We start from the raw sequence: 12,578 nt of genomic DNA, 5'->3' as shown, positions 1-12,578 counted from the left end.
TTTAAAGGCAATATAATCACCTACTGCCACCCGCTTTTCGGCATCCTTTTTATTTTTAGCGCCAACATCCACATATAAGTCTTTCACCTTAGGCGCCTGCTTGCGTTCATCGGCAGTCAGGTATTCGTTACGGCTAGAAAGGGCAAGGCCAGATTCTTCGCGGACGATAGGCACCCGATAAATTTCGATGTCGAAGTTCAGGTCCTTCACCATCTTTTCGATGAGGAACACCTGCTGGTAATCCTTCTCGCCAAAGAAAGCCTTGTTCGCCCCGGATATCAGGAACAGCTTGGCCACTACGGTCAAGACACCGCGGAAATGACCCGGGCGGTAAGCACCGCAGTACATGCTTTCAAGGGTTTCGTCCCGCACCAGGGTCAGCGGGTCGCCATCGGGATACATTTCGGCAACGCTGGGCGCAAAGACATAGTCCGCCCCCAGGGATTCCGCCAATTTGGCATCGGCTTCCAGACGCTTTGGGTACTTGTCCAGGTCTTCGTTGCGACCGAACTGGATCGGGTTCAAGAAAACGCTCACCACCGTCACTTCGCATTTCTTTACGGACTCCTTGATCAACGCCCCGTGACCGTCGTGGAGGGCACCCATGGTGGGCACAAGTCCAATGACCTTGTCCTTCTTGATAAGGGGTTTCAGGGTTTCACGTAATTCCGCTATAGTCTTGATGATTTGCATATTGCCTTCTTAGTTACCATCGGGAACAAAGTAGGTGGTCTGCCGCGGGCACTCCGCAATAGCATCCAGAATTTGTTTCAGGTGATTTTCGTTGTGTACAAAGTCGATATTGTCCGTGTTGATAATCAGCACGGGAGCGCTGGGATAGTGCCAGAAAAGATGGTCGTAACGCTCTTGAAGGTCCTTGAGGTAGTTGCCCTCGATGGCCTTTTCCATCTGGCGGCCACGGCCGCGAATACGGTTCAGAAGTGTCGGGACGCTGGCCTGCAGGTAAACCACCAGATCGGGTTTCGGCAGGTCCTTGTCCAGGGAGCGGGCCACCTGCTCGTACATGGTGTACTCGCTGTCAGAAAGGTTCTGGGCCGCAAAAATCTGGTCTTTGTCAAAGGTGTAGTCGCACACCAGCAGGTCGTGGAACAGGTCACTCTGGATTCCCGTGTTCTGCAACTGCTTGTGGCGGTCCAGCAAAAAGAACAGCTGGGTCTGGAAGGCGTAGGCTTCCTTGTTCTCGTAAAATTTTTCCAAGAAGGGGTTTTCTGCAAAGTTTTCCTCGATGCAGAAGGCGTTCCACCGTTCGGCGATAATCCGAGCGAGTGTGGTCTTTCCGACCCCGATGACCCCTTCAATGGCCAAAAAATGCACGCCCTTGTCCGTAAGCATCAGTCTTCCTCCCCTGTGACGGTGCGGAACGGGATTTTCCCCTCGCGGGCTAGCAAATCCGCAAGCAAACTTTTCACGGTACGCCCGTTCAACGGGTCTTCCCAATCGGGGGCGATATCGTTCAGCGGCACAAGCACGAACTGCCGGTGCAGAATCTCCCCGTGAGGGACCTGCGGCCTGCCGGACAGCACCTTGTTGCCGTAATACAAAAGATCTAAATCAATTTCCCTAGAATTCCAGTGTCCCCTGGGCTTGCGGCCCAGCACCAGCTCGGAACCCTTGAGGTAATGGAGCAGCCGCGTAGGCGTGCCCGCATACCAGAAACTCACTACCTGGTTGAAATACGGACCCTGGCCTTCAGGGCCTACCGGCGGAGTCTCGTAGATGGGGCTTTCTTTCCAGCCACCGGCAGAAATTCGGCGCAACATGTCACGCCCCTCAGAGAGGCGCTTGCCCCGAGGAGAAAGATTGCTGCCAAGAGCCACAAAAACTCTTTCTAAGGATTCCACGACCCCTAATATAGTTAAAACAACTTGTCATTTTTTCACTTTTTTTTGACATTTAAGCCGTTTTTTGCTGACAAAAACTTTTTTTTTATTTATCTTATAGGGCGTTGAGGGAGCAAAGCCTTCCCAATTTTATGGAGAGTATTTCTCCATCTTACCATATCCCCCATTCAAGTTCTTTTCCTCTTAAAAAAGACCTTACTATATCAAAGGATAATCTAGTGCCTAGATCAAAAAGTAATCCTGATGAAGGATTGAACGAAGTTTCTATGACCCCCGAACAGAATCAAGCCGCAGAGGCAGATAAGCCCAAGCGTCGCGGTCGCCCCCCGAAAAAAGCAAAAGAAGATAGCGATGTCCAGAAGGCCGCCGCCGAATTCATGGAAGCGGAAAAGAAAGCCGAACCGAAAGCCACACCCGTAGCCCCGGCCGAAAAAGCAGCGCCGGCAAGCAATGCCGCTCCCGTAGCCGACGGAGCCCCAGCCGTTACTGCGGCCGCACCGACCGAAAACAATGGACAAAACCCGCAACAGGGCAACGCCCAGAACGGCCAACAGCAGGGCCAGAACCAGAATGGCCAACAGCAAGGTCAGAACAACCAAGGCCAGGCGCAAAACAACCAAAATCAGAACAGAGGCAGCCAGGGACAGCAAAACAACCAGAATAACCAGGGCGGCCAGGGCAACAACAAGTTCAACAACAATAAATTCAACAAGTTTAACAAGTTCAAGAACCGCCACGGCAAGAACCTGCCTCAGGACGACTTTTTGGACGAGAGCATCCAGCTACCGCCGCCGGACCCCGAGAAGGTGGCCGCCGCGCGGGCCAAGTGGAGAGAACTCCGCGGGCTCCCCATGTTCGAGCTCCAGCGCCAGGCCGACGAACTGGGAATCCCCGACTTCAAGACCATGCGCAAGCAGGCCCTGGTCTATAGCATTTTAAGCGCCACCACCGGCGAAGACTGCCCCATCTATACCGAGGGCGTGCTGGAAATCATTCCCGACGGCGGACACGGATTCTTGCGGAACCCCGACCACAACTACCTGGCTGGTCCCGACGACATCTACATCAGCCGCAACATCATCCGCCGTTACGACCTGAAGATGGGCGACACCATCACCGGCCAGATCCGCCAACCCAAGGAAGGCGAAAAGTATTTTGCCCTGATGCGCATTGACACGGTGAACTTCGAACCCCCCGAGAAAACCAAGCGCCGTGTGGCTTTCGAATACCTGACGCCCATCCACCCCATCGAAAGACTTAATCTGGAATGGGACCCTCAAGAATACAGCACCCGCATCATGAACCTGTTCACCCCCATCGGAAAGGGCCAGCGCAGCATTATCCTCGCCCCTCCCCGCACGGGTAAGACCGTTCTTTTGCAGAACATCACCAAGGCCCTCACCATCAACCACCCCGAAGTGAAGCTGATGGTGCTCCTGATTGACGAACGCCCCGAAGAAGTGACGGAAATGCGCAAGCTGGTGGACCGCCTCCGCGAAGAAGGTGCAGCCCGAGGCAAGAACATCCAGGCCGAAGTGCTGGCATCTACCTTCGACGAAGAACCCACCCGCCACATCAAGGTGGCCGACATGGTCATCGAAAAGGCCAAGCGCATGGTGGAACACGGAAACGACGTGGTGATTCTTCTGGACTCCATCACCCGCTTTGCCCGCGCAAACAACGTGGTGATTCCCCACTCCGGAAAAATCCTCTCCGGCGGTGTGGACGCCAATGCCATGCACAGGCCCAAGCGTTTCTTCGGTGCCGCCCGTAAAATCGAGAACGGCGGCTCCCTCACCATCATCGGCACGGCCCTTATCGAGACCGGCAGCCGCATGGACGAAGTGATTTTCGAAGAATTCAAGGGTACCGGTAACAACGAACTGGTTCTGGACCGCCGTATCGCCGAAAAGCGCATCTGGCCGGCCATCGATATATTCAAGTCCGGAACCCGCAAAGAAGAACAGCTTTTGTCCGACGACGAACTCCGCCGCGTGTGGGTGCTCCGCCGCTACCTGCAGGACATGACCACCGTGGAAATCATGGAATTCATGCGTGACAAGATGAAGTCCTTCAAGACAAACTACGATTTCTTGAACTCCATGAACGGGTAAAAAAATGTAAAATGTGGAGTGTGGAGTGTGAAATGAGAAATTAACCATTACACATTATACATCTCACGTTGATCATTAGGTGTTTGTTATTAAATTATAAAGGTTTGAAAGGTTTCTATCATGAACAAGAATATCTTCTTTGCAGGCACTGGCAACATGGGAGGAGCTATCCTCCGTGGACTTTTGAATGCAAAAGTCAGCCCCAAGTCCATCTTCTTTTTTGACCCCAACGATACTGCCGCTGCGGCGGTAAGCAAGCTGGGCTGTGTGCGCGTCAAAAACTTCGCAGAAGGCGTCAAAAAGGCAGACATAACCTTCCTTTGCGTGAAGCCCCAAATTTTCAAGCTCGTGTCCAACGAATGGAAAAATGCCGTCAAGGCCATCAAGGGCACAAAGACCTTCGTGAGCATCATGGCCGGAGTCAAGCGGGAATCACTCCTCGCCGCTCTCGGAAACAAGAACCAGGTGCTCCGCGTGATGCCGAACCTGCCGCTTACGGTGGGCAGGGGCACGGTGGCGCTTGCCACCGACGGCGTCTCCGAAGACACCCTGAAGACCGCCGAAGAAATTTTTGGAACCATCGGAGTCACCTGTCGCGTCACCGAAAGCTTGATGGACGCCGTCACCGGACTTTCCGGTAGTGCCCCCGCCTACGTCTTCGAATTCATCGAAGGACTCACCCGCGGAGGCGTAAAAGCAGGCCTTACCCGGGACGTGGCGCTGAAACTCACCCTCGGGACCATCGAAGGGGCCGTAGAACTGGTGAAGCAGTCCGGCAAGAGCCCAAGCGACCTGTGCGCCATGGTCTGCTCCCCCGGCGGCACCACCATCGCAGGCGTAGACGCTCTCGAAGAAGGCGCTTTCCGCAGCACCCTCATCAAGGCCGTGGTGGCAGGCACAAAAAGAAGTAAGGAATTAGGATAATTTGTCCTCCATCCAGTTATTCTCCAACGAAACCGACACATCCGCCTTTATCCAGGATGTGCTTTCGTCGGTGAACTACGAACTGGAAACCTTTACCGCCTGGACCAAAGCAGAACTGGTCACCTCTCCCATTGTCGTCTGGGACCTGGATTCCTTTGTCCAGTGCAACGTGGAGGCCCTGACCGCCATCCGCCTTGAAAAACCGGACACCATGATTCTCGTCTATGCCGAGGATCCCGAAAAATTCATCTCCATTCCCAACAACCTCTACGACATTATCTTGTCGGTAGAGTCCCTGAAGCTCCACCTGATGAGCAAGATTCTGAGGCTCAAGGACATCTACAGCGCCAAGATGATTTTCAGGGAACGGATGAGCCACCTGGTTGGGAAAAGTCCCGCTATGGAAACCCTGCGCAAAACAGTGGAACGGACCATTCTCCACACGGGGCCGGTCCTTATACAGGGCGAATCCGGCGTGGGTAAAGACCTGGTGGCTCGGGCCATTGCCTGCATGTACGAGCGGTTTGTCACCGTGAACTGCAGCGCCATTCCCGACGCCCTTTTTGAAAGTGAACTTTTCGGTCACACCCGCGGAGCCTTTACCGGAGCCCAAAACGAACGCATCGGCCTTTTCGAAGAGGCCAACGGCGGCGCCATCTTCTTGGACGAAATCGGCGACATGCCGCTGCACGCCCAGGTGAAACTCCTGCGGGTCATTCAAAATAGGGAAATCCGCCCCATCGGGGCAAACAAGACCCGACATGTAGATGTGCGCATCATCGCCGCCACCAACCGGGACCTGAGCGAAGAAATCCGCAAGGGACGATTCCGCGAAGACCTTTACTACCGCCTGAACGTGATTCCCATCCAGATTCTCCCCCTGCGGAGCCGCAAGGAAGACATCGAAGACCTGGCGAACTATTTCATAAGGCAGTACGCCCCCCAAGGCGAGAATTTCATCTTGTCTCCCGAAGCCCTGAAAAAGCTGCAAGCCCACCAGTGGCCGGGAAACATCCGTGAACTGGAAAATGTTATCCAGCGGGCGCTATGCTTTGCAAACCCGGGATTCTTGAAACCCGAAGACCTGCAAATCGACGAAGGACTGTACCAGGAAAAGGCTCCGTCAGGAATCGCCTACTGCAATAGCTACGACGAATTCAAGGAATACCTGCTGGAACAGGAACGACAGTTCCTGACCGACTCCATCGCCAAAAATGGTGGCTCCGTAAGCCTCACGGCCGAGCGCTTGGGCATGCTCCGCACGGCCCTATACAACAGGCTGAACCGATTAGGCGTAAAAAAATCCCACTTTTCGCATAGTTAATGATTTTTTTCACTTTTCTCATTTACTTTTATATATATTACGAGTATACAAACCTAAGAGGATTAATATGAAAACAAAAATCTTGACGCTATTGGCCGCCTCCACCCTGGCATTTTTTACAGCTTGTAGCGATGATAGCGGAAGCAACAAAACTCCCGCTGAAATTTGTGCAGAAGGATTGTCCGAAGACTGCCTTGTCGGTACATGGACGCTGAAGTCTATTAGTCAAAAAGGCAATAACGAGATTATTACCGACTTTTCTGCCGCACAGGGGGGAACCTTGGTTTTCTCAGAAGATAGCCTATATCACTACACAAGATCCACTGCAGGTGAATGTCCCGGGTCCTTAAGCGGCGGAACTGACGACAAAGGCCATTGGTCCATCAACGAAGGAACGCTCATTTTCAAGGCAAACAAAGAAGGTGATTGCGTTGAATTTGGCAAAACATTTACTACAACTCCAAAAATTGAAGTTGTTGGTGAGACAGTTACACTTATCCTTAACACCGTTCTCTTCCAAGAAGCCGAAAGTGACGGCATGTTCGCCGGCAACGATACCGAAGTGTTCGTTCGCACTGAATAATCTTTCAACTTTATGAAAAAAAGTCCCGCAAGTTGCGGGACTTTTTTATTGCCAGCGATGCTTTTCGTACTCGCGGAGAGATTCGAGCGCACTCAGGGTCTCTCCGGTGACTGTCACCTGTGGTTCAATGCGGACAAGAAAAGCCCCCACCGTCTCCCCCGGTTGCCGAATAAATCCATGGCGCTTCAACATCTTCTCTGCCCGGTCAAGGGAACGAACCCAAGACTGAACTCGCGCATCCAGTTTTATCCGAACCTTGTGCTTATTTCCTTTAAGCAATCTTCTGGCAAAAATTACCAGCAAAAGCAAGAGCGATATTCCATAAACTAGAGAATTGCCCAAAAACCCCTGGGTCACGGCCTGCCAATCGTCTACCACACGGCGCCACTCCCCCTCCTTCACTAAATGGAACAAGCGAGCCAAACGTCCACTAAAGCCTTCCCACCAAGACGACCAAATGGGGAGTTTCGAAAAAAGTCCAGGATCCATGGGAGGTGTCGGATCAAAGGAATACCAGTGTCCGTTCCAAAGGAACTCTACCCAAGCATGACTATGATACCTACGAAATACGACATAGTCACGATCATCGTTACGTTCTGGATGCGCAAAGCCCGTCACGTAGCGAGCCTGGATTCCCTGATGACGCAAGAGCAAAACTGCAAGTGTCGTATAGTATTCACAAAATCCTTCTTTTGCTCTCCAGAATGCTCGTAAGGGATCACCTTTGTTTTCACGAACACCTGGAACAACTAGGGAGTATTTAAAATTTTGAACAAAATAATCATGTACTATTGTCAAGACATTTTTTTCGTAGTCCCCATTGGGCAAAGAATCTTGTACGGAATCCCTTTGGGGCAAGTTCATAGCAATAGCAACAGAATCTACAAAGGGTTTATGAGACTTACTTATCTGCAAGTAAGCCGAATCGCCATTATCATGAGGTAATTGCCAGACCGTACTACCAACAGAGCCATCCACAAAATAATACCAGTCCCCATGAGTCCCGTTAGCTCCCGCAAAAATCCCTGTCTTGTAGAAATCTAGGGAATCTGCATTCTTGGCAGCCACTCCCACCGCATTAGATGGCGCAAAAAGAAAGCCAAAATTGTCTAAGGCCGATTGAACCCAAACAGAGCGTACATTTTCACGTCTAGTGACAGAATCTACAAGTTCAAAGACCGGATAGTCGATGCGGTAATAAGCCGGGTAAAGCTTTTGCTTAGATTTTGCAGGGAGTTTCCAGATATCACCTACATATTTTTCATAGACCGCAGCTCGTAAATATTCAGGAGCATTTTTATCCCATACCCGCAAAACGACCTGACTATTATATTTGGAAATGTAATTGCTGGAAAACGAACCTAGAGAAACCGTAGGATCAAAACCCATCACGCGATTCCGTTCATAATAATCATCACCCCAGCGTCCGTCATAACTCCGGTGGTTTTTCCAGTATTGCCAGCCTCCGAAAGAGGTAAACCCGAAAAAGGCTATCAGCAGCAGGAACAGCCCGTACTTGTACCAGGCCGTCTTTGTGCGCCTGTAGGCAAGGATAGCAAGCAGTATGCCCACCGCTCCCAAGATTCCTCCGGTGCGCCCCGCCTGGAACATTCCCAAAAGCAAAGCCGCCACGCCATCAAAAATGACAAAGGCCTCAAAACCGCCCCGCCCAAGACTCCGTTTCTGGAGCCACGCCAGAGTCAACAAGTACCAGGCCGGAATAAACACCACGTAAGGAGAAATCCCGTTTTCCACCTCGGGAGTCACCACCCACCACAGGGCAAATGGAACAATGGCCCCATAGGCAAAACGCTTCTTGTACAGGGGCGTAGGCTTGTCCAGCCCCCAGTGAAGGTACAAGAAGCCCAAGGCGAAAATAATTCCAAGCGGAAGCATCTCGCTGGAGATTCCCAGATTCACGGACGCAAGCACCAGGAACAGCGTCTTGAACATTTCCCTCAGGGATTTTCTCATGGGAGCAAATCCTCCTGCCTAGTCAGGGAAATTTTATCCTTCAAGAGGGAGCAATGAACCATCAGGGTGTCGTCACCCGCTGCCGTCGGGACTTTTCCGCCACAGACAAGGACCTGCTTGTGGACCAGCGGATTTTCTTCCCGATGGAGCCCGAGACGTAGCACCGGCCCCATGGGCCTTGCCGCCGGAGACCAGGCGCCCTCTGTTGCAGGCCCGCTCTTTTTGAAAGGGCTTGCCGCCGGAATCCGGGCGAGGGCGGCAAAAAGGCTGTCGCCACCATCGCTCGCGTTCAGGGATATTTCTTCGTCGTTTATGAAGAACCGCCCAAGAATTCCTCGTTCCATGAACCAGGCGCCTACACCTGCCGCAAGGCGTATAAGATTCTCTTGCAGGGAGAGTTCCTGCAGGGTGTTTCCTCGCACATCCAGCACCATCACGATTCCGGCTCCACGTTCCGCCTCAAATTCCTTGGTAAAGGGCCTTCCGTAGCGGGCAAAGGCCTTGTGGTGCAAATCCCGCAGGGCATCCCCTTCCTGGTATTCCCGCACTCCCGAAAAATCCAGCCCGCGAGCAAAGCCGCTGGTCAGCAGGGGCGCAAAGACCATACCGCTGCTGCCCCAGGTCAAAAAATCGAAAGCCGATATTTTCACGGGCTTCGGGTAAACCAGAAGTTCCGCGGATCCCGCCTTGGCACTATACCGCAACATGCCCATGATTTCGGGAATCAAGAGAGACACCTTCCCTACCGTATAGGCTCCACGCTTCTTGGTTCTGACCTTGCACTGGAGCATTACCGATTCGCCCTGATTCATAAGCACATAGGGCGATTCTTCGCTTGCAAGACTGGCATCCATGCGGAAACAGGAAAGGGATACCGCGTCTATCCGGTTTTTTGCAGTCACCTGCACCTGGACCGTTGCCGTTTCGCCTTCCACAACAGGAGAAACTTCTATAGCCCCCGCTTCAAAGCGGTTCTTTCGGCAGGTCATAAAAAGGGAGGGGAACAGCGACAGGAACAACAGAAAATCCAAGCCGCAGAAAATCCAGGCGGCCCAGAAGCCGGGCACGAGTCCCGCCACCATAGAGAAAAACATCAGCGCAAAGGCGCTGTGACCGGCGGGCATAAAATACTCCTGCCAGATAAAGTAAAGTCGCATAAGAAGCCCCGTCCTCTTGGGAGTCCGGGGGTACGCCTCCAGCAGCCACCTTATGGAAGGAACCTTCGACATGTTCCCCGCTTCTACTTAGGAATTTTCACCTGGGTGCGGATAGATTCCAGAATGTTTTTCACCGTAGAGGCGTTTCCGTCTTTCGCAAAGACACGGTGTTCCATCACCGCGGAATACACCCGCTGGATGTCGTCGGGATTCACAAAGTCCCGGCCCTGGATGTAGGCAGACGCCTGGGCCATCTTTATGAGGTTGATTCCTGCGCGGGGACTTGCGGCCAGGCGTACGGCTGGGTTTTCACGGGTGGCCTGGACCAGCGACACCACGTACCTTTCCAGGGATTCGTCCACATGGATCTTGCGGACGGCATCCCGTGCCTTCAGGATTTCTTCGGGAGAGGTTACGGCGGCAAGCGTGTCCAGGGGTTTTCCTTCACGATGGCTCCGCAAAATCTGCAGTTCCGTTTCCGTAGAGGGGTAGCCCAACGAAAGCCGAATCAGGAACCGGTCCATCTGGGCTTCCGGCAAGGGAAACACCCCATGGAATTCCACCGGGTTTTCCGTAGCCAGCACCATGAACAGCTTAGGCAGCGCGTGCCGTTCCCCTTCCAGGGAAACCTGACGCTCTTCCATGGCCTCCAGCAGGGAACTCTGGGTGCGGGGCGAAGCGCGGTTAATTTCGTCGGCCAAGAGAATCTGGGTAAACACGGGACCTTTCCGGATTTCAAAGTCCCCGGTGTTCATGCGGAACACCGCCCCGCCGGTCACATCGGCAGGGAGCAGGTCCGGCGTGAACTGGATGCGGGCAAAGTCCGCCCCGATAGCTACCGCCAGGGCCTTCGCCAAAGTGGTCTTGCCTGTTCCAGGCACATCTTCTACCAGCACATGACCGTCGGCCAGCAGGGCCATGACCAGCATTTCTACGGACTCCCGCTTGCCAAGCAAGACGGAGTCCAGGGCATTCAAAAGTTTTTCAATCATGTTTCTAATATACAAAAAGGGGTTAGGAATTAGGGGCTAGGATTTAGAATCTAATCTCTAGTCTCTAAATCCTAGTCTCTATACTCTATTTTCCTATATTTTCGCTAGTATTATGGAACCAAACAACAAAACAGTAGCAGTCGGACTTTCGGGAGGCGTAGATTCCGCCCTTACCGCCTGGACCTTGCAGCAGAAGGGCTACAACGTCATAGGCATTACCATGGCCCTCTGGGACGGTTCCATCGATATGCCCATCGTGGAGGGCCGCTCCGGATGTTTCGGCCCCAACGAAAGCGAAAGCATCGAAGCCGCCGAGAGTGTAGCCAAGCGCCTGTCCATCCCCTTCCACGTGGTTCCCGTGGTAGAGGAATACAAGAAAAACGTGCTGGACTATTTCCGCGCCGAATACCGGGCGGGCCGTACGCCCAACCCCTGCGTGCGCTGCAACCAGTCCATCAAGTTCGGAGCCATGCTCCACGCCGTCCGCAAGATGGGCGTAGATTTTGACTACTTTGCCACGGGACACTACGCCCGTCTGGATTTCAGGAGTCCCGAGGAACCGTTCCTGTGGAGGGCCCGCGACAGTTTCAAGGACCAGTCCTATTTCCTTTCCAGGCTAACCGAAGACCAGCTTTCGTCGGTGCTGTTCCCCCTGGGCGAAATGCACAAGGACGAAGTCAAGGAACTGGCCCGTAAAATCGGCTGGGAAGATTTCGCCTCCAAAAAGGAGAGCCAAGATTTTCTGGAATGTGGCGACTACTCTGTGCTCTTTGACGAAAGCGACAACGTTCCCGGAGACTTCGTAGATGTAAACGGCAAGGTCCTGGGGCAGCACAAAGGGTTCATCCATTACACCATCGGACAAAGGAAAGGGCTCAACATCGGCGGTCAGCCGGAACCCCTTTTCGTGATTGCCATCGACGTCAAGAAGAATCAAGTGGTGCTCGGCCCTCGCAGTCTGTTGCAATGTAGCGAAGTCAGCGGGAGCCAGCTGAACCTGATGGTATCCAAGGATTCACCCCTGCTGCAGCAGAAACTCCAGGCGAAAATCCGGCTGGGCCACACCTTCGCCGAAGCGAGCATTACCGAACTTACGGACAACCGAATCTCTATCCGGTTCGATACGCCCCAATTTGCCGCCACGCCTGGCCAGATTATGGTGCTCTACGCCGGCGACGGCATCGTGGCCTCGGCGATTATCGAGAAGTAGTTCTTACCGCGCCACCACCTGCTTGCGGATTTTTTCTGCAAGGTCGCGGCCGCCCAGCTGGGCGATACATTCGAAAGCGAATTCTTCGGCGGTGCCCGCGCCGCGACTGGTGACAATGTTGCCGTCTACCACTACGCGGTCTTCCACAAACTTGTTACAGACCAGCTCCGCTTCGCAGCCCGGGAAACAGGTGGCAGTGCGGTCCACGAGAAGCCCGGCCTTGCTCAGTACCAAGGGAGCGGCGCAGATGGCGAAAATCCACTTGTCCTGATCGTTGAAATCGCAGATGACCTTCTCCACATCGGCAGAGGCCTTCAGGTTCTTGACACCAATGCCGCCACCGGGCAAAAGGACGGCGCCAAACTTTGCGGTATCGGCTCCCGAAAGTGCAAAATCCGTCTGGATTTTAAGACCATGGGACCCTACCACTTCGGCCTT

12 protein-coding genes are annotated in these 12,578 nt (G+C 53.3%); 5 read left to right on the top strand and 7 right to left on the bottom strand.

What is annotated here, in order from left to right; genetic code table 11:
• The 3 genes from panC to folK all read right to left on the bottom strand — a co-directional run.
• On the bottom strand, positions 1-693 hold a 693-nt coding region (gene panC / locus IKB43_06750), incomplete at its 3' end, for a pantoate--beta-alanine ligase (protein ID MBR2469834.1).
• 9 nt (positions 694-702) lie between these two features.
• Entirely contained in the window at positions 703-1,353 is a 651-nt protein-coding gene (locus tag IKB43_06745; protein ID MBR2469833.1) for a deoxynucleoside kinase, read from the bottom strand.
• Positions 1,353-1,862: a 2-amino-4-hydroxy-6-hydroxymethyldihydropteridine diphosphokinase gene (gene folK, locus IKB43_06740; protein ID MBR2469832.1), complete on the bottom strand. Its 510-nt coding sequence runs from the start codon at positions 1,860-1,862 to the stop codon at positions 1,353-1,355. The genes IKB43_06745 and folK overlap by 1 nt, the downstream gene beginning before the upstream one ends.
• Positions 1,863-2,239: 377 nt before the next feature.
• On the opposite strand from folK, the gene rho reads away from it, so the two are divergent.
• The 4 genes from rho to IKB43_06720 all read left to right on the top strand — a co-directional run bounded on the left by rho (position 2,240) and on the right by IKB43_06720 (position 6,807).
• Entirely contained in the window at positions 2,240-3,976 is a 1,737-nt protein-coding gene (rho, locus tag IKB43_06735; protein ID MBR2469831.1) for a transcription termination factor Rho, read from the top strand.
• 120 nt (positions 3,977-4,096) lie between these two features.
• Positions 4,097-4,900 carry a pyrroline-5-carboxylate reductase gene (gene proC / locus IKB43_06730; protein MBR2469830.1) on the top strand — a complete coding sequence of 268 codons (804 nt, stop codon included), beginning with the start codon at positions 4,097-4,099 and terminating at the stop codon, positions 4,898-4,900.
• A gap of 1 nt (position 4,901) precedes the next feature.
• Complete coding sequence (locus IKB43_06725) at positions 4,902-6,224, top strand: sigma-54-dependent Fis family transcriptional regulator (GenBank protein ID MBR2469829.1); 1,323 nt, start codon at positions 4,902-4,904, stop codon at positions 6,222-6,224.
• A 67-nt stretch (positions 6,225-6,291) separates the two neighbouring features.
• Entirely contained in the window at positions 6,292-6,807 is a 516-nt protein-coding gene (locus IKB43_06720) for a lipocalin family protein (protein MBR2469828.1), read from the top strand.
• 45 nt (positions 6,808-6,852) lie between these two features.
• Here the strand turns inward: IKB43_06720 and IKB43_06715 are convergent, their stop codons facing one another.
• The 3 genes from IKB43_06715 to IKB43_06705 all read right to left on the bottom strand — a co-directional run bounded on the left by IKB43_06715 (position 6,853) and on the right by IKB43_06705 (position 10,930).
• On the bottom strand, positions 6,853-8,781 hold the full coding sequence (locus tag IKB43_06715; GenBank protein MBR2469827.1) for a transglutaminase domain-containing protein: 1,929 nt from the start codon (positions 8,779-8,781) through the stop codon (positions 6,853-6,855).
• The gene (locus tag IKB43_06710) at positions 8,778-9,905 is read right to left on the bottom strand and encodes a DUF58 domain-containing protein (protein ID MBR2469826.1); all 1,128 of its coding nucleotides are present in this window, start codon (positions 9,903-9,905) and stop codon (positions 8,778-8,780) included. The genes IKB43_06715 and IKB43_06710 overlap by 4 nt, the downstream gene beginning before the upstream one ends.
• 116 nt (positions 9,906-10,021) lie before the next feature.
• Positions 10,022-10,930 carry a MoxR family ATPase gene (locus IKB43_06705; protein ID MBR2469825.1) on the bottom strand — a complete coding sequence of 303 codons (909 nt, stop codon included), beginning with the start codon at positions 10,928-10,930 and terminating at the stop codon, positions 10,022-10,024.
• Positions 10,931-11,042: 112 nt separating this feature from the next.
• On the opposite strand from IKB43_06705, the gene mnmA reads away from it, so the two are divergent.
• Positions 11,043-12,140 (top strand): tRNA 2-thiouridine(34) synthase MnmA, encoded by a 1,098-nt coding sequence (gene mnmA, locus IKB43_06700; GenBank protein MBR2469824.1) that lies wholly within the window; start codon positions 11,043-11,045, stop codon positions 12,138-12,140.
• Positions 12,141-12,143: 3 nt separating this feature from the next.
• Here the strand turns inward: mnmA and IKB43_06695 are convergent.
• The coding region (locus IKB43_06695; GenBank protein MBR2469823.1) for a DJ-1/PfpI family protein at positions 12,144-12,578 on the bottom strand (435 nt) is incomplete at its 5' end.

Origin of the sequence: Fibrobacter sp., assembly GCA_017503015.1 — a bacterium.
Taxonomy (GTDB): Bacteria; Fibrobacterota; Fibrobacteria; order Fibrobacterales; family Fibrobacteraceae; genus Fibrobacter.
The sequence above is the reverse complement of the archived record's forward strand: the minus strand, read 5'-3'. Positions and strand labels throughout refer to the sequence as shown.

Bases quoted from the DNA above. Each gene is read 5' to 3' on its own strand.
- IKB43_06745 (MBR2469833.1), bottom strand. From the start codon at position 1,353: ATGCTTACGGACAAGGGCGTGCATTTTTTGGCCATTGAAGGGGTCATC.
- rho (MBR2469831.1), top strand. From the start codon at position 2,240: ATGGAAGCGGAAAAGAAAGCCGAACCGAAAGCCACACCCGTAGCCCCG.
- proC (MBR2469830.1), top strand. From the start codon at position 4,097: ATGAACAAGAATATCTTCTTTGCAGGCACTGGCAACATGGGAGGAGCT.
- IKB43_06720 (MBR2469828.1), top strand. From the start codon at position 6,292: ATGAAAACAAAAATCTTGACGCTATTGGCCGCCTCCACCCTGGCATTT.
- IKB43_06715 (MBR2469827.1), bottom strand. From the start codon at position 8,781: ATGAGAAAATCCCTGAGGGAAATGTTCAAGACGCTGTTCCTGGTGCTT.
- IKB43_06710 (MBR2469826.1), bottom strand. From the start codon at position 9,905: ATGCCCGCCGGTCACAGCGCCTTTGCGCTGATGTTTTTCTCTATGGTG.
- IKB43_06705 (MBR2469825.1), bottom strand. From the start codon at position 10,930: ATGATTGAAAAACTTTTGAATGCCCTGGACTCCGTCTTGCTTGGCAAG.
- mnmA (MBR2469824.1), top strand. From the start codon at position 11,043: ATGGAACCAAACAACAAAACAGTAGCAGTCGGACTTTCGGGAGGCGTA.